Origin of the sequence: Enterobacter cloacae complex sp. 397G4, from assembly GCF_050031515.1 — a bacterium.
GTDB lineage: Bacteria > Pseudomonadota > Gammaproteobacteria > Enterobacterales > Enterobacteriaceae > Enterobacter > Enterobacter hormaechei_C.
Genome location: NZ_JBLGWE010000005.1, coordinates 11,206 through 28,534, shown reverse-complemented (window position 1 = coordinate 28,534; position 17,329 = coordinate 11,206). Strand labels below are relative to the sequence as shown.

The 17,329-nt window shown below is 42.8% G+C and carries 19 protein-coding genes; 1 reads left to right on the top strand and 18 read right to left on the bottom strand.

Going from position 1 to position 17,329, the window contains the following annotated elements:
• The 18 genes from ACQG1Y_RS26180 to ACQG1Y_RS26095 form a co-directional block, all read right to left on the bottom strand.
• The coding region (locus tag ACQG1Y_RS26180) for a RepA family replication protein (RefSeq protein WP_354658286.1) at window positions 1–270 on the bottom strand (270 nt) is incomplete at its 3' end.
• Window positions 271–686: 416 nt separating this feature from the next.
• Window positions 687–926 carry a hypothetical protein gene (locus ACQG1Y_RS26175; RefSeq protein WP_032442033.1) on the bottom strand — a complete coding sequence of 80 codons (240 nt, stop codon included), beginning with the start codon at window positions 924–926 and terminating at the stop codon, window positions 687–689.
• Window positions 927–1,141: 215 nt separating this feature from the next.
• Window positions 1,142–1,603 carry a single-stranded DNA-binding protein gene (locus ACQG1Y_RS26170; RefSeq protein ID WP_032442031.1) on the bottom strand — a complete coding sequence of 154 codons (462 nt, stop codon included), beginning with the start codon at window positions 1,601–1,603 and terminating at the stop codon, window positions 1,142–1,144.
• Between the two features lie 41 nt (window positions 1,604–1,644).
• Window positions 1,645–1,995: a TrbM/KikA/MpfK family conjugal transfer protein gene (locus ACQG1Y_RS26165; RefSeq protein WP_043053774.1), complete on the bottom strand. Its 351-nt coding sequence runs from the start codon at window positions 1,993–1,995 to the stop codon at window positions 1,645–1,647.
• Window positions 1,996–2,682, bottom strand: a complete 687-nt coding sequence (locus ACQG1Y_RS26160; RefSeq protein WP_032442030.1) for a lytic transglycosylase domain-containing protein — start codon at window positions 2,680–2,682, stop codon at window positions 1,996–1,998.
• Window positions 2,679–2,870 carry a membrane lipoprotein lipid attachment site-containing protein gene (locus tag ACQG1Y_RS26155; RefSeq protein WP_032662474.1) on the bottom strand — a complete coding sequence of 64 codons (192 nt, stop codon included), beginning with the start codon at window positions 2,868–2,870 and terminating at the stop codon, window positions 2,679–2,681. Before ACQG1Y_RS26155 ends, ACQG1Y_RS26160 begins: the two co-directional genes overlap by 4 nt.
• Window positions 2,871–2,875: 5 nt before the next feature.
• Window positions 2,876–3,412, bottom strand: coding sequence for a pilus assembly protein PilL (locus ACQG1Y_RS26150; protein WP_032442029.1), 537 nt, complete (start codon window positions 3,410–3,412; stop codon window positions 2,876–2,878).
• Window positions 3,393–4,766, bottom strand: coding sequence for a TrbI/VirB10 family protein (locus ACQG1Y_RS26145; RefSeq protein WP_426737474.1), 1,374 nt, complete (start codon window positions 4,764–4,766; stop codon window positions 3,393–3,395). Before ACQG1Y_RS26145 ends, ACQG1Y_RS26150 begins: the two co-directional genes overlap by 20 nt.
• A gap of 2 nt (window positions 4,767–4,768) precedes the next feature.
• Window positions 4,769–5,602, bottom strand: a complete 834-nt coding sequence (locus tag ACQG1Y_RS26140; protein ID WP_032442027.1) for a TrbG/VirB9 family P-type conjugative transfer protein — start codon at window positions 5,600–5,602, stop codon at window positions 4,769–4,771.
• Between the two features lie 4 nt (window positions 5,603–5,606).
• Complete coding sequence (locus ACQG1Y_RS26135; protein ID WP_002353163.1) at window positions 5,607–6,332, bottom strand: VirB8/TrbF family protein; 726 nt, start codon at window positions 6,330–6,332, stop codon at window positions 5,607–5,609.
• Window positions 6,333–6,342: 10 nt separating this feature from the next.
• Complete coding sequence (locus ACQG1Y_RS26130) at window positions 6,343–7,317, bottom strand: type IV secretion system protein (RefSeq protein ID WP_032442026.1); 975 nt, start codon at window positions 7,315–7,317, stop codon at window positions 6,343–6,345.
• Between the two features lie 45 nt (window positions 7,318–7,362).
• Window positions 7,363–7,821 (bottom strand): hypothetical protein, encoded by a 459-nt coding sequence (locus ACQG1Y_RS26125; protein WP_032442025.1) that lies wholly within the window; start codon window positions 7,819–7,821, stop codon window positions 7,363–7,365.
• The gene (locus ACQG1Y_RS26120) at window positions 7,821–8,633 is read right to left on the bottom strand and encodes a hypothetical protein (protein WP_032442024.1); all 813 of its coding nucleotides are present in this window, start codon (window positions 8,631–8,633) and stop codon (window positions 7,821–7,823) included. The genes ACQG1Y_RS26125 and ACQG1Y_RS26120 overlap by 1 nt, the downstream gene beginning before the upstream one ends.
• Window positions 8,630–11,209 (bottom strand): VirB4 family type IV secretion system protein, encoded by a 2,580-nt coding sequence (locus tag ACQG1Y_RS26115; RefSeq protein ID WP_002353188.1) that lies wholly within the window; start codon window positions 11,207–11,209, stop codon window positions 8,630–8,632. The genes ACQG1Y_RS26120 and ACQG1Y_RS26115 overlap by 4 nt, the downstream gene beginning before the upstream one ends.
• A gap of 11 nt (window positions 11,210–11,220) precedes the next feature.
• A complete protein-coding gene (locus tag ACQG1Y_RS26110; RefSeq protein WP_002353162.1) occupies window positions 11,221–11,580 on the bottom strand; it encodes a hypothetical protein in 360 nt (119 codons plus the stop codon).
• Window positions 11,581–11,586: 6 nt separating this feature from the next.
• Window positions 11,587–11,862 (bottom strand): hypothetical protein, encoded by a 276-nt coding sequence (locus ACQG1Y_RS26105; protein WP_426737483.1) that lies wholly within the window; start codon window positions 11,860–11,862, stop codon window positions 11,587–11,589.
• A 698-nt stretch (window positions 11,863–12,560) separates the two neighbouring features.
• Window positions 12,561–13,583, bottom strand: coding sequence for an ATPase, T2SS/T4P/T4SS family (locus ACQG1Y_RS26100; RefSeq protein ID WP_032442023.1), 1,023 nt, complete (start codon window positions 13,581–13,583; stop codon window positions 12,561–12,563).
• 14 nt (window positions 13,584–13,597) lie between these two features.
• On the bottom strand, window positions 13,598–14,311 hold the full coding sequence (locus tag ACQG1Y_RS26095) for a hypothetical protein (protein WP_032442022.1): 714 nt from the start codon (window positions 14,309–14,311) through the stop codon (window positions 13,598–13,600).
• Between the two features lie 1,031 nt (window positions 14,312–15,342).
• On the opposite strand from ACQG1Y_RS26095, the gene ACQG1Y_RS26090 reads away from it, so the two are divergent.
• On the top strand, window positions 15,343–17,328 hold the full coding sequence (locus ACQG1Y_RS26090; protein WP_032662460.1) for a hypothetical protein: 1,986 nt from the start codon (window positions 15,343–15,345) through the stop codon (window positions 17,326–17,328).
• The last annotated feature ends 1 nt before the right edge of the window (window position 17,329 follow it).

Below are 17,329 nucleotides of genomic sequence, written 5' to 3'. Positions count from 1 at the left end.
TGCATGAGTAAGAGCGCAGATAGCCCGAGCACGATGTTTATTGAAGTGGCGCTGCCGTTCTATGCGTTGATGTGTCTTATGATGGTAGGCAGGAAGGAAATAGAAACCCTCCCAACGCGATACGTCGCGCTTGGACACCACATTGATCAGGCGCTTATTGAACGCTGGCAATTCGTGTTTATGGTGTGCCGGTATCTGAAACGCAGGATTAGCGTTGAGTACATAGCAATCACGAACTAACGGAGTAGGGGATGTGTTTTGTTCAGACACCGCCGCCCGCACTTATGGCGAACAAGGGTTGATTTGAGGAATACATAGGTTATAATCCTTCTTAGGTTTCGTACCTAGCCCTGACTATCATGTCCGCTCGCCAAAGTAGAGCATGATTTTCGGGGCTTTGTTTTTTGGGCTTCTCAACCCTTCCTTCACCACCTTTTGGCGTGGTCTACCTGAAATTCTTTGTGTCTTGCAAACTTAGCGATGAAATTTATCACTACCAGCACCTTTCTACAAGGTCGAGGTTTGGTAAGCAGAACGGACTAATCATAACTAAATTATTTACATTGATCCAGAATGAAGATCCAAAAACAATCCCGGATCACTTTACCGACAATCCTGTTATGTTCTACAGGCTCCCTGTGGAACATAGCGGGATTCAACAACCAAAGGGCGTTAGCTTCATTGCTCTATTCAAATAACGCGATCTGGGCAGCTTTAAAGCGCTCTATTTTACCTTTGTACTCATCACGCTCTTTCTCGGCCTTGTGCAAGGCTGCTTTCAATCGGGCGATCTCATTACAGTGTTGCTCGTAGGCCATCAGTGATTTGAGTAACGTCTGTGAAGCGCGTTTTTCCTGCAACAACACGCCTACGGCCTCCAGTGCATCTTCATGTTCCGGCTGTGGCCTGACCGTTAATGTCCCCATACATACTCCTCAAATGGCTAAACATTGAGGCCAGTCTTGCTTTCACGCCAGAATGCTATCATTTTTTGTTCGGCCGGTCGCGCCCGGGTTGAAAAAATGATAGCAAAAATCCGCAGCTCGATGCGCTGCAGAAAGATAAAGTGATAGCAAACAGGGAAGGGGTAGCCCTTCCCGTTCTTCTGGTTTACTGCGACAGAAGCCTGAATCCCAAGCATTCAGAACGGTATATCATCTTCAAACGGTGGTGGTTCATTTCCTGCTGCTGGCGCAGCTCCGGTACTCTGTGGTTGTGGTTGGCTCTTATTATCAGGTTGAGCAGTGTTTTGTGGCCGCCCGCCTAACATCTGCATAGTGCCACCGACGTTCACAACAACTTCTGTGGTGTATTTCTCCACGCCAGCTTGATCAGTCCATTTACGTGTTCTGAGCTGGCCTTCAATGTACACCTGTGAACCTTTACGGAGATATTCACCGGCGACTTCGGCCAGCTTCCCGAATAATACTACGCGATGCCATTCAGTCTGCTCTTTCATCTCACCGGTTTGTTTGTCACGCCAACTTTCTGACGTGGCTAACGTGATATTGGCAACAGCGCCACCGTTCGGCATATAACGCACTTCAGGATCTTGGCCTAAATTGCCAACCAGAATTACTTTATTAACACCTCTTGAAGCCATGATAATCACCTTTTTTGTATGAAGCCTATTTCATTACGATCCTACCAGCGAATACGCCCATACTTGCTCATGATTTTATCAATAACATCAGCAGTAGCCGCAGGACACCCATTTAGGAACGACTTACGGGCATTAAAAGTACGACTTGGATTAAATGCCCCATGTTTTTTCTTTATAATGCTGAAAAATTTCCGTTCAGCACCACTGCATTCACTACTACTGTTACCTGTAGCTTTACCATACATACATAAAACGACTGTACATGGATCACTATTATTTACAGGTTCAGAAACAACATCGCCTAAATCAACATCATCATAATTTTCATCGGCATAAGCTGCTTGTAACGGCAAGAAAATACAAAGTAGCGCACTGATAATTAACTTTTTCATTTAACCCCCAAGCATCCCCATGATGCGTTTAACATAGTCTTGAGTTTCTTTATATGGTGGTACATCACCATATTTATCTACTGCTTTTTCCCCGGCATTGTACGCAGCAAGAGCCAAGCGTAAATCGCCATATTTATTTAATAAATGTGAAAGAAAACCCATTCCAGTTTTTATATTCTGCTCTGGATCAAAAGGGTCAATACCCTTTGATACCGTATGGACAGGCATTAATTGCATCAGCCCTTTAGCACCGGCCTTGCTTACAGCGTTAGGATTGAATGATGATTCTTGCTGTATCAATGCCTTTATTAATTCCTCACTGATATTATATTTTTCAGCGTACCGTGTAATTATCTCGGCTATATCTGCCGGAATGTCACGGCGAACACCATTAACTACAGGATGAGATACAACCGCTTTAATTTCTTTTACGACTTCTTTCTGAATAGTCGCCAGTTGATCAAGAGAACGTGTTTTACCCCATGATGATTGCATCGCTTGTGTCCACTGAGCTGATGCGCGGGGTTCATCGCCATATCTCTCACTGTTGTAGCTTACCGGCACAACTGATTGTGCCGGTTCTGCCGAGTCGCCATAAAGCGAAGCGTATAATAACTCCGCGTCACTGGCGGCCAGAGTCTGACCGCATACAGCAAATAGCATCATCAAAAGGGTACGTTTTTTCATGGCGCAATACCTGGAGCCGTGACGGTCTGACGTTGCGGCTCGTTGCCAAGCCCTTCTGGAACCGTCAGATCACGATAAATTACGTGCCGTTCTGATAATTCGAATAGCTGCCCGCTTCCTCCCTTCATCGTCGTGGAACATCCTGATAACAGCGCAATTGCAGTTAAAATAAGAATAATTTTTTTCATGGCTATTACCTGTTTTTCTGGAATGAAACGAGGTGGTGAGCATGATCAACTACAACGTAGTTATCGAGGCCAACCAGAAGTTGCAGCGCATCTAAAACCGGCATTGTGCGGTGAACATACGCAATCGGCGGAATAGGCTTATCAACCAGCAATGCCGCCTCTCTCGGAGCTGGATAGCTTGTAACGAGGCGATACCCCGTAGGCTCAAGCAAATAATCAATAGCCTGACGTACCGTTTTTACATCCTCCGGCCAGACTGTACGCATATATACAGTCAGTGGATCGACAAACTGGTAGCGCGGGTCTTTGGTGTTAGCTGGTATCGAGCCACCATTAGTAAATGTCCCGTTCACATTAACGTCATAGCCATACATTGGGCGGCTTGAGGTCGTAGACACTTCCGTGACAGTGTAAGGTTTTACCGCTGATGAGCCGCTCGTCGTTGTGCTGCTGCCAGAAAATGGATTACGCGCGGCTTGTGTGACCAGTGGAAGCGCCAGTAAGCAAAGTACGGCAGCGGTTTTAATTGACATAGTTTTCATAGAGAACTTTCCACGGTTTAATAAACATTTCATCTTCTGTAATGATGCGAATTGGCGCACCGGCATGAAGCGTTACAGTAGGTACAATTTGCAGATATTTTTGAGCGATACCGGATGCCTGATTACGCGCCCCTTCGCCAAAATTACCGGCGAAACTCTCGTTACCATCACCGGAGCCTTCATAGCTGGTTTTAGTGCCAACCAATGCATACGCAGCAACACCCATTATTTGAGCGACAAGATGGCGATCCACCTCATCACCCTCAACTGCCGGGGTTCCCATGCGATCAAGAACGCTGGCCTTACGAAAATCAATGCGGTTTCCATCTGGCAGAACTAACCATTGAACGGTAAAAGCAAGGCGGTTCTGGATAACTTCATTAACCCCGGATGCGCGGATTGCTTTAATGGTTAACTGGCTACCCTTAGGAGCCAAAATATAGGAGTTAGTGGCGTCATAAACATCATGCGTAATCATTGCTTTCATTGTTCCACCGGTATAATCAGAAATAGCGGTGTACGTGGTAATAGCGTTAATTTCAGCGCCAACCGGTAATTTTTCTTTACCTTCGACACTGGCCTGATATTCATTGTCTGCCGGATAACCAACTACCCCGCTGGGAACTTTGGACGCTGTGCTGCTACCGCCAAAATCACCGCCGCCAACTGCCCCCCCTGCAATCTTCTGTTGTGCAGCCAGATCAGCTTTCGCTGCGGCAAGCCCCTGAGCGCCAGTATCAACCCCCTGAGCCTCTATCATGGATATACGGCTTTGTAAGGCGCTGCGTTGCTGGTCTAATTCAGCAATGCGCTGGGCATTATTATTTTTCCCGCCAGAAAGAGAGGATGTGCTGCTTGTACCCATAGAACTAGCAGGACGAGAGATAGCTTCACCGGAGTCGGCATATCGTGTCTGCCTTGCTTTAAGCGCACGTTCAACTTCCTGCGCCTTAAAGCGGGCTTCTACATCGCCAATTAAATCTTTCTTGCGATCGCCTGTACCGGTACTACCTTCTCCAGTAGCACCGCTGGCACTTGCCGATGAAGTTTTAGGGAGCGATACATCAAACGGGCTTTTCTTGGGTTCTGAGGATTTATCTCCCTGTGCCAGAGACTTCTCACGATTGTTAAGCAGCTTCTGAAAACGATCAGGATCGTTATCAACAGCAGATTTTTGTTGCGCTGTTGGTTCTGCTTTCTTTACGTCTTCCTTCTTATTATGATTTACAATGTTGTAAATCATATTAATAAAAAGAAATAAGGTAATAGTCCCGACAGCAACAATAAGATAAAGCTGACCTTTCTTTTTATAGGTCGCTGGCTTTTCATCAATGCGGGTTTGACGTTCTTCCATAATTAGGATTCCCCATTGGTGGCGTTATCAGCTCTTTTAATTTCCAGCTCAACACCATCTAATGTAAGAGTAAATTTAGGATAGATACCTGACATAGAATAAATAGCATAAGCATCATCGTATTTAGTCGGGACAATAGCTTTTTTCCCTCCAACCTCTGCCTGTACAGCCATTAATCCACGATTAGGGTTAGACAGTCTGATATACGTAAAGCGCCCGTCATCATAAACATCAGAAATGATATTTTTCCCGGCAAAGCCTGAACCAGTGCTCCAGTTATAGCGAGTAAAAATGTGATAACGGTATTTACGTAAAGCATCCATTACAGCAGTACGTTTGCTGGATTCTGCATTCAGGCGCATTTCATTAAGCTGACTTCTCATTGCGCCAGCATCAGCCATACCCGCCGCAGAATAAGAGCTGATAGCGCTACGGTCAGTACGGCTCAATATGCCACCGCTACCACCTTTTATGACTACACATGCCATATTCTGAGAGGCAGGTACGCGAGTTGCTTCTATGTCCAGTGCTTGGCCGTTCGTGAGAAAGACGGTTGCCATTGTCTTTTCACCGCCATTTTCTGCCGATGTGGGACGGATCAGAACCTGATTTGCTGCCCCGTCAACATCCCAAAGAAGGTTAGAGTTCTTGGGTTCAGAGGTAACAATCTGCGTACCTTCTGGTAACTGGACGCGTGTACCGAGGTACAAGGCTGAATTGACTTTCAACACCATATTTTCTTTCCAGCTAACAATACGGCATTGTGCGGCTTCTGCGCTCGAATAGGCAAAAACAGCGGTAACAGCTAAAAGGGAAAATGTTTTTTTCAGTTTCATGTGATTACCTATCAAGTTCTTCTTGAGACAAAATAACGATGCCGAGCGGATTTATTTTTAACCAACCAACAGATTTCTCGCTGACCTGATCCCGAGACAATAAAGTCCATGTAATACGAATCATGTGAGGCTTAGGTTCGCCGTTAACTTTCCCTTCACTGTTATAAGTAGTTTCATCCCATGTAATCGTCGTTCTTATTACAGGTTTCTTCTGACCAGAGAAATCCCCCTCAATCTGATCGTAATGGTCAAGTCTGACATTAGACACATCAATCCGAGCCTGAGCAGAAGGATTAGCCGCAATTTTTGTAGCTTTATCCGCAGCGTTAAACCCTGTTTTTTCAGTGAACTGATTGAATAACGTCTCACCTAAAAATACTCCGGCCTCTGCATAATCACGCTTAATAGTTTCCGCATGAACCTGAAAACGGGACTCTACATATTTTGACAGGCCAGAGTTTACCGTTCTGACATAAACCGGTTGCTCATCTTCGGGCTTAAATTCATCAATCGCCGTTGTACCATCAGGATACATTTTCACCCAAACTACTTCATGAGTGCGTTTAGATGCCTCAACAGCATTATTAGCTTTAACCACCGAGTAAATATTAATTAAAGCCAGCCCAAAAACCGCCGCTAATAAAATACTTCTATCCGAACGCAGAACAGCAAATTTAGTTTTGCTGGCTACCCGATTACTTTTATCAACATCTTTTTTATCTAATGGCATAATTCATTACCTATATAAGCGCTTTAATAGCCTGAGCAGCGAGTTTCTTGGCTGTATTGTTAACAGCTTTACCTGTGTCTCCAACGCCAGAACTTAACATTTTTGCAAAAGTGAAAGAGCTGAATATCATCACGCAAGATATAAATCCAAAGACTATTATTGCTATAAGCAACCCTAAATTTTCATCTGTAACAACCAATGGAGCTGAAACATCATAATTACTATTAATCAGCGCCGTTCCAGGGTTCTGAAAATCCCCCGCTGCGTTAATTGTCGCTTTCATCACTAACATTGTTAGTAAACATGTTAACCGGAGAACTATTCCACAAACCCCCCAACCAATCATGAACCTTACCCAACCGTCAAAAATACCACGAGTCCAAGGAGCAATGAGAAAAGGAATAAAAAGAACGCCAATCATTTGAGCTAACGCTATACCCAATGTCACATAAACATCAGAAAGATAGAAAGCCACTTGCAGGAACAGTGAAATTACCGCCCAAATGATAGTAATAGCCCACATATAAATAGTGTCAGTAAAACCAACATCAGGAGCCTGAACAGCTTGATTAATCACCCTATCAATGAAGTTAGATAGGAACATTCTGTCTTTGGAACCAATAGTCAGATACTGGAAGGTGTCTGCCAACTCGTTAAATGCATATTTAACGGTATCCGTAACCATGCCATATGAAGTAATCAATGCCATTGTGACAAACCATACAATTATAAGGGTGAATATTGCCACCCAATCAGCTTGTCCATATATGAATTTAATTATTTCACCTACGGCGCATACAAACATAAGAAATGTTGCTACAGCCATAACGAAAACATAAATATCACTACCAGAACTTGAAAGGACGGCATTTACATATTCGTTAATGTTTGCATCTATTTTCTGCGTAACCGCATTATCAAGCGCGAACGCAGGAAATACAGCAAAAATGCCAATCAAAATTATCAATATCTTGTTTTTAGACAAAGCAATCTCCTTACGGACTAACCGTAATAAAAAACGCCTAATTATTTATCTAGGGGATAACCCAAGATATAATTTTGCGCCTACAATACCGTCCCTACGTTCGCCAAGTTTTTCGAGCAAGCAAGATGCCTCAAAATCAATATTTGCTTGTGTTATTTTCCCCGGCCATCTTGTGGCTGTAGACTGCCCTTCAAGAGAGTCATATAGCTTAACTAACTCACTTAGCTTTTGTTTACTCTGTGTATTAGAGTAACCAGCATAGGCTTGCTTACAATAACGGGGGGTTCCACGATTAGGAATAGCTTCATCAGCGCGATTAGCTGCCTCTATCTGACACCCTATCGTGTTTTTTGATTGACAGCTTTTTTTGAATTTTTCAATCAGTGGCTTATGCTGCTCATCAATTTTCTTTTGAATTGGATCAACATATTTATCAGCAGCATTAGCCCCAAAAGAAATAATGCCTAATGCAAAAAATGAAACCAAAAAATTTACATTTTTCATTAATTGTTCCCCTTATATGAATCAGCCATAGCTTTTTCTTTTAAAGCACGTGCCCTTGCCATTTTATTAAAATAATCATTTGCAATTTGATTAGACATACTGAAATCAGTATTAGTTTGGGCTTGCTGGTTAAGATTCTGCTCAATCATTAATTGATTCTGTCGCGCAATTAATTGCTGAGTGGCAAGTGAGTCATTGTCCCCTAGAGCATCAAGTGCTTCTTTTGTTTGTTGAGCTTGTTCTGTTTGGCTAACAATATTAGCGTCAAAGTTTTTCGACGCTAAATCCTGTCTAACAGACGCTTCGGCTTTACGTTTTCGATATTGGAATATTGCTTTTGCACGTTCGCGATCATCGCCAGTATAAGGAATAGCCGCATTCATTTCTGACCATTCTTGATCTGACATACCCCAACCGTTCAGGAGCTTATTACGCTCTACCGCATCATCCCAAGGCTTACTACCAACGTTTGGATCATCACCAGACGCATAACGAGGGTCATAAAGGTCAATATTTTTCAGGTTATTGAGGAAGTTCTGTAAATCAACCCCCTGCAAAGTCGTTTTAAGCCGTTCTGCTTCACGCAAAACCTGCTGATAATCGGCCAGCATCTGATCATAACGCTTATACGCTTCAAGCAACTGCGTATTACTTAAAGCGGTTTGTTTAATGTATTCCTCATAATCACGGATACCCTGTGAAAGCTCACGTAGCTGACCTGCAATTTGTGTAAAGTCATCAACAGGCACACCTGCATAAACAGGAGAGGAAAGGATACCAGCCATGATTACAGCTAATAATGTACGTTTCATAGGTACATAGTCTCCATATCACGTTCTGTCTCAACCGGTGTTTTTGGCAGTTTAAGCCCCTCAACAATCCGGCCTATTGCTTCATCTATATCATCCGTTTCAGCATAAATAGTTTGCGCCAGAGCTGCCTCATGCGCAGTAGACGTACATATAGCGTATTGTTCCGACTCTACAATCAAATTAATAACTTTTGCTATTTGAGCTTCCGGGATAACGATATAAGCCTGCTGCGCTCGTTTCAGTTTCCTTATTATATCTACTTCGTCAGGAGAAATACCGAACGCTTTAACATAGTGTTCCGTGTTTGCTTTTGGATCACTCATAAAGATAAAGACAGAAGCAGCAGAACGCAGAGTTTCCCACTCATCCAAGTTTGAGTAATGCTGTGGGTTCTGTGTCCAAAAACTCATACCGCCACCGTGCTTAAACCAAGTACGAGCCTTGGTTATCGCCCAATTAGCCGCACCGGGAACAGAGAGTGTGTACTGAGCCTCATCAATATCGAGCATTTTTGGTAAGTTACGATATTTTGCAGACTCAAAGAGGCGAACAATACGGAAAAATATTTCATGCTGCACAAGCTGTGCTGTTTGCGGCTTATCTTTTACTGCTGCAAGGTTATAGGCGGCTACTGGCTTATCTAGAACGCCGATAGCATCAACTTCATTATCAAAAAGCCGTGCATAATAACCATTATCAAAGAACGCAGCCATTTTATTACGAATACTGTTTCCACATTTAGCCATCAATGTAGAAAGGGTATTAACTGACAAGCGCCCTTCCTGATTACCGAATTGTTGACGCAGCAAACTTTTAATTGCATCGGCAAGCTCATTAGATTCATCTGGAGTAAGATATTTATCTTCTTCACGTTCATTGAACTTAACCATCATTTTTATTTGCTCAATAACGTGAACAATAAAATCGGTATCATTTTCACTTTCAGGTGTAGCGAATGTACTAAATCCCGATTGCATATCATCGGATAACGTAAATGCGGCTCCATCTTCTTTAAAAAAGTTCGCCAGCGGCAATGTGCCTTGATCAATATCCAGAGCAGAATACATTCCACCTAACTTAGTAAAATGTGATGCTATGACATTTTTTAAGAACGATTTTCCTGAACGAGTCGGGCCAACACCATTAATAAGACATTTTTCACCGACATTGGGAGTAAAGAAGAAAGGCGTACCATCATCTGATTCAAAGACATACCAAGCCTCCTCTTTTTCAAAACCTTTATCCCATGTTTTAATACCCTGATGCGAACGATAAAACAGCGCTGCCGCACCGACTTGAGAGGAATTATAAAGCATGGTTCTGTAGGATTTTTTAGGGCTACAGACCTGCATATTGAAATACGCATCTTCAAGCCCAACCCCTTCCCAAATTAAAGTCATGGAGTCAGAAATAACACGATCAACTTCTTTTGCCGCCTCGATTAGCTTATAGGGGTCAGTATTAAAAACCGCTATAGACGAAACATACTCACCAATACGATCTGGCGAGTTTGACGCATCCATTAGTTCTTCTTGCATCTTTTTAAGGTGCGGATTTTGTTTAACCTTATTTTCAAGGCGTTCACTATCTACACGGTTATTCATTAATTCAGCAAAACTAATTTGATTACGGTAAATTTCGTTCTCTTTAGCAGTGAGAATCAATGAGCGTTTTAAAGCTGAAACCGTACTGAAACGGTTGAAGAATACATAGTTCCCACGTAATAAAGTGGGACGTTTTCCGCTTACATCGCTAGCCCAAACACCCTCGGGAACTGCTTTCTGCCCTTGCTGAACGATACTTGCTATACGGACGTATACCGGTTCTACAGACTCGATTTTCAGCATCGGCACACCATCTACCATGACGTTCTTAACATCTTCGGCGTCAAGCGTGTACTGATCCCAATTTTCTGTAGGAACGGGACAAGGCTTATTAGTCAGATAACGAGGATTGAAGTTCGCCAGAAATTTTTGTAGCCGCCAGATACCTTCAACGCCCATTTCCACATTATCAGGAGAGAAGAACGATAAACGGCCATCGAGATCTTTTAACGTATCGTGCAACTTACGGCACTGCTTCTGATACTCCTCAACCTCTATCATGTAGGCATCTTTGTTTTTGAACACAAGTCCGACACGTTTACGTGCATCGGGATCAAAAATGCTGTTAAAAAGATTCTTCGCAAAGGTAGTCGAGAAAATGCTGTTCAGATTTTCATCCGGCATAATCTCTATAGTCCAAAACAACTTGGAATCATTGAGATTACGTACTTTATTTAAGAATGCCTGACGGCGTTTTGAAAGGAGCTGGCTACGTGGGTTCTCACGTTCTGCCAGCTTAACCTTAGCGCCTTCATAGTGCAGATAATATTCCGATAATGACACGTTGGCCGGAAGTAACTGAATAATGTTACGTAAAATCACGCTAAGAGACTTGCGTACCGGCTCTGTGATAGATGAAGGGTCTACGCCGGTTAACGCCAAACCACCAACAACGGTGCCAGTGTACGTATACACCGCCCCTTCATCGTGACCGGCCAGATTCAATTGTTCGTTATATTGACTAGAAGGCATGGTGTACCCCCTTACTTCTGCAACCAAGCGAACAGCAAGGCAAGGTTAAACACGGCAATAGCACCGATACAAACACGCAGAACCCAAGCGAGCGCCCCGCCACTTTGTTTCGGAATAGCGATCCACATCAGAATTGCTACGCAAGCGGATAAAAAGGCAACAAACAACGTACCTGCACCGCCGATAACGTCCATAACTTCCTGCATCCAATTGATAATTTTCTGCATATAGCTACTATCAGCACTAGGCAGAGAAACATCATTGTTTACAGCGAGTGCCGCCGTAGAAAACAACGAGGCACCAACAAGGGACGCCCACTTCATCCCCTTGTGTTTTACCTGTGAAAATTTACCCATAACTTTCTGTTTCATGTAACATTATCCTTTATGGCTAGAGAGTTTGATAAAGACAACTTTTCGCTGCGTTGTTTTGCTGTTATTGAGGGTCCCTGAGCTGAAGATCACACGACGCCAAACGATATGAGCATCAGGATCTTCGCTGTGGATGATGTACATAGGGATCACCGTCAGCAAAACGAAAACAATGAATGCCAGCACCGACAGAATGCTGAAAAACTTAATCGCAAGTACCAACGCAAAGATGTTCAGGAACAGCAGAAGGATGTACATCTGCTGTGGAATGCCAGCTTTCATGTTCCTGGCATTGAAAACCTTCGCGTTCGTGAGGTTCGGATTTCCCTGCTCGTTAGCAGTAGTCTGTTTATCTTGCATCGTTAAGTAAAACCAATCAGTATTACATAAGGCTCTTATAGCACTGAACAGGACTAGGTTCAACAAAGAGATGAAAAAACTTTACGATTACATTGAAGCCTTGAAGCGCCACACGAGACTAAATGCCAACTGGAAGATAGCGGAGTATCTAGGTGTTAGCCGTCAGTTCATCACGACGCTAAGGTATGGGAAGGTTTGGTTAAGCCGAGAAAAATGCTTAGATATCGCAAACGCCTTGGGGATTGACGCAACGGAAATCGTAATGACGATAAACGCAGAAAAGAGTCAATCCCTAGACGAAAAGGAGCAGTGGTTAGCCCTTGCGGAACAGAACCGTACTCCAATCAATCCCCCGCCTGAGTTCAGGCCAGATGGCTCGCCTCGCAGGAGAAACAAATCAAGTAGTACCAAAAAGTAAAAAATCTTGATTTGTATGTCACGAACTTTACATTCTTTACATACTTCTATCAATAGCAAGTTTTGTAAACTGCCATATTTCCTGAGGTAGAGGGATGCAATAGGAAATTTCCTATACACCCTCAACCCATTGGAGGAAGTTATAAAACTGATAATTGTCAACAGTCCAACAAATATCTCCCACAAACAAAACCGCATCAAATCTAATTACCGTCAACCCGCTCATGCTCGCCAGTTTTGGTATTGAACTTAAAAATCAACTTAACTTCGCCATCAACCAAACGGCCAATTTCCGTTACACGTCTTCCCCATTTTGGATCACGGTGAGTCTGTATAATGACGTTGATAGCTCCGCGAATCAGCTCACCCGTAAGATGGTAATCAACCTTACCTGAGGACGCTAAAAGATACTGCATACGAATGATTGCATTCAGGCAGCTACTACCGTGTATAGTCCCTGCACATCCACGAACGCCCGTGTAGATAATCTGCATAAAGGCGTCTACGGCTTCGGCAACACGAAATTCACCTACCCAAACGCGATCTGGTTGTTGACGCAACGTAGCGTGTATAAGAGCCGGGAGATCTATAGGGCTGTCTTTACGCTTTGCAGCTTCCATTGCAAGACCAAACGGAAAGCGCTCATTGATATGTAATTCTTGAGTATCTTCGGCTGTAATGAGTCGTTCACGTTTATCAATATACTCTGATAGAAAACGCAGCAGCGATGTTTTACCAGAACCCATGTTACCGGAGATCAGGAATATATCTTTCTGCTCAATCATCTCAACGAGGTAGGCTAACATCTCCTCTGTCAGCATCCCCGAATCAATGAAGTTACTTTTCGATAAAGCAATCACTGGAACTTTACGCAGCGACATTGATGAGCCTTGCGGCGTCACTGATACATGAGTGCAGTTCAAACGGCTACCATCGGGTAGACGCGCATCAAGGATCGGGGCGTTTAAGCCAAAATCCTGATTTAGTGTTTTACGCAGTTGTTCAATCAACGACACTAACGCTTCTTCTGAATTAAATGCGCAGTCAGTTTTCTCAAGGACTCCACGACGCATAACATTAATTTTGTCGTACCGGTCAACAAAAATATCGGTAATGTCGGACTGCTTATACAAGCCAAGGATTGGCATCATTTCATCGTGGATTAGATTCCAACGCTTGATACCAGTTTTATCTTCATCAGGGATGTGACCAAACGGATACTGCATATCAAAACTCCTTCCTACAAGGCGTAAGGTTCAAACTTATGAAAATACATCAGCCCATGAGTGTGAGCGTGTGAGGGATCAACAGATCCCGATCTGCTCATGTGTCGAACGTTTCCATCAGTTGTAATAAATTTAGGCCAAGGATTCTTTTGATAGAGTTCTTCATATCTGGCTAAAACCGTTGGAGAAGAAAACAAATAAATCACATGGTCTATTCTTTCCTGCTGCCAATCCTGAACGTGACCATAAAAGTTGAAGTAAACCCGGTTAACGTCCTTCTGTGTTAACTCAACTTCAATCGCTATCTTAACGCCAGCATCATTGACGATTAGCAGATCAGGTCTGCGAATAAATTTTCTTTTGGCTAACTCGGTTTCACTAAAAAAATCCTTAACACCTTTCTGAGTAGTTAAAAAGGATTGGATACTATAACTATGAATGAGTGTATGTAATGGAAACTTACGCAGAGATTTTACTTCAAGATCGGGTTGATAAATTCTTGCTTGTTGAACGCCGTCAGGTGTCAGAGTGATAACTCGCTTACGTGTTCCGGGTACGTACTCCTCTTTCGTAATTCCACTCTCAACTAACTTTTTAAAAAATGCTCCTTGCCCGTCAACGTTAACACTCAACATTTTTGATAACAGATCGCGTGTAGAGAAACCAAACTTGGCAAGCCATATGACAATTTTCTCACGCTTCTGAGCGTTAATATCAAATGTGTTCAAAGCTAGCTCCTGTCAAAAAAATTCGTTATGCACATATACACCTGAGCGTAAACCAGCGAAACCTTACAACGGATAACGTTGCAAGGTTAAGCGGGAGTGGTGCGACGCCGTAAGACGGCGCATAACGATTGTGCATATGTGTATAACAACGTTCATACATAGAGCACCAACAAGCCCCCTGAGGGGGCGGGTAAAGCCCTTAAAAGAAATTGAATAGATTGTTCCCGCGCCCACGCGGGGACAAAGGAATTTTTTGCGCCCACGCAAAAAGTTCCGGTCTATCCTGTCATCCCCCGTTCAGGGGGAATGGCAGGACGCGAAGCGTTCAATCCGCGTCATCCGCGCGGCGTCAGGGCGCGAGCCAAAGGCGAGACGACTGACCACCCCCCTTAGGGTGGTGCAAGGTTCCCCGCTAGGGGGAACCGCCGCAACCCGAAAGTGGAGTGAGTCACGCACCAAGAAAAGCGCGCTTGAGGCGTATACGCCGATTCGCGCCTTTTCGCCCGGTGCGGGGCGACACGACACTAAGGGCAAGCATACACGGTGCTTGAGCAAAGCGAAAGTGCCGCGTATGCGCAGCGCCCTTAGGGGGGTGGTCAGTCGTCGAAGACGGCTGACGCCGCGCGGGGGAATTTCATTGTCGGGAGGCGTCCAGCCGACCAGAAATGAAAGGGGGTGGAGCGGCGAGCGGAATCCCTAAGGGGTTGTTTTCGTCCAGAAAACATCCCCGCAATGTGTTTCGTAAGTCGCTTCAAAAACGCTTAGGCGTTTTTGATAAGACGCTCGAAACATGCCCTTGACCTTCTATTTTTGATTATATTTTACACCCTATGAATAATAATAGGGTAAAATAGGGACAAAAATAGGGGGTTTGGTTATCATTTAATCGCCAAAAGTGATTAAATAATAACCAGAGTTTACGCAGAGTAAACTCATGGGGCTTGACCTTGAAGTCACGTAAGTTTACGCGGAGTAAACTTTCAGTGATACGGTGTAGGTTGTGTGTTGATGACAGTAAGGAAGGAATGACTATGAATTTTGACGGAGTGGGTTTCTTAAGGTGGGTGTACGATCATGCCTATCCGGGGCTTACTTATCTGTTTCTTTTGATACTGGCCGTGCTAATACAGTTCACATTCAGCGGTCATGTAACTAAGAAATCAGACCTAAGTGTAATGGATCACATTATTAGTTATCTGCGCGTAAAGTTACTCGTATTTTATGTTTTGATTGTTCTAATGTTCAATGGCTTTGTACTTCTTGTTTCGCTGAACGTTTTCGGTAAAGACGATGGTTTAGAGTACTTAGGATTGATATACGGAAATGTGTTAAACCAAGTATTAAACGTCAGTTCCGTCATATCATTAATCACTGTATTCTTAGTTCCATATTTAATTCATCTAGTTTATAGGCGATTTATAACACCTAGAATTTCTGCTTGGAAACGTAAATATAGGGTATCGCAAACTGGAGATAGCCTTAGTGATATTCGCGTTGAAAAGGATAAATACGCAAGTAAGACCTTTGACAATCGGAAATACTATAAAGATGATTTTGTATTTATGGGACTCAATCCAGATGATGAACCAATATATGTATCCGATGAAGAGTTTAAATCTAAAAATTTAAAAATACTCGGTGCAACTCAAACAGGAAAAGGTGTAATTCAACAAGTTCTTATTGACCAAGCAATCTGGAAAGGTTGGGGTGTTTGGTTTTTTGACCAGAAACCAGATGATTTTATCTATTCAGTAATGGTGCAATCTTGCAAGGATTGGAATAAACCACTGCCAGTTATTTTAGATTTGACTGGTGAAAGCATTGGTTCATATGCACCATTCGAACATGGATTATTAAGAGAACGCTTACAGAGATTTAATAAGGTTTTTGGTTTATCCAATACAGGTACTACAGCAGATCATTATAAGCAAATTAACCGCCAGATAATGACATTTTTGACTAACTATTGGGACGGTACTTTACAACATCTAGATAAACTTCTTAATGGAAAAGACAACGCGGTTCCTGATGCAAAAAAAGAATGGATTTTTGAAAACACATTAAATATAAGAACTAAATTAGATGAGTGGAAACTGCTTCCCCATTTATTCCCTAAAAAAGGTGAAGGTTTCAATATTCAAAAGGAATTAGAGAATGCTTCTATTGTTTATATAAAAGGTCGGCAGGACGATGATTTAATACGCGAAGTTTGTACGGCTTTGTTAATTGAATGGAAAGATTGCATCATTAGAAAAAAACACACGAAACATATTTATGCTGCTCTTGATGAAGCTAAGTTTTGTATATCTGCAACTGTTGCAAGCGCATTAGCAACTATCCTTTCTAAAGATGCAAACATGTCTCTTGCATATCAAGAGCGTGATGATATTAAAAACGTTCCAGACCAAACAGTAGATAAAGAAGCCCTTAAAAATCAGGTTGAGACTAACACTCTAATAACCCTCTCGTATAAATGTTCTTTTGATACCGCTGAATGGGTCGCAAATAATACTGGTACTATCCTAAAAAGCACAACACGCATGGAGCAGGTTGATACTGATGGATTCGGTGCCGAAAAATGGACTGGTAATAGAATGATAGGATCAGAAGAAGAAAACCTTATCAACACAAACTCTATACTTAGCCTGAATAAACGTGTTGGTGTATTCATGAATAATGAAGGTTTAGCGCAATATCTTTTTACAAGCTGGATAAATGTAAAAGAAAAAGTATCGTTACCTTCACGTAATGAGGCTATCACTAGACAAGAAAAGATCATAAATCAAGAGGTTACAGAAAATCAGATAAATGAAGAAATTCTTTCTGGTAAAAAACAGAACGATATTGATAATATTGATATTGAAACTGTAGAGAAGGTGCACTTTAACCCTGAGGAAGATCCAGAATTTGTGAGGATGCTTTCTGAAAAAGTTAAGGGCGTAAAACCTGAAAAAACCGTTAAAAATCCCGTTTCAGGTAGTGACCTTATTTCTAGTATTGGCAAAAAAGAGGACTAAA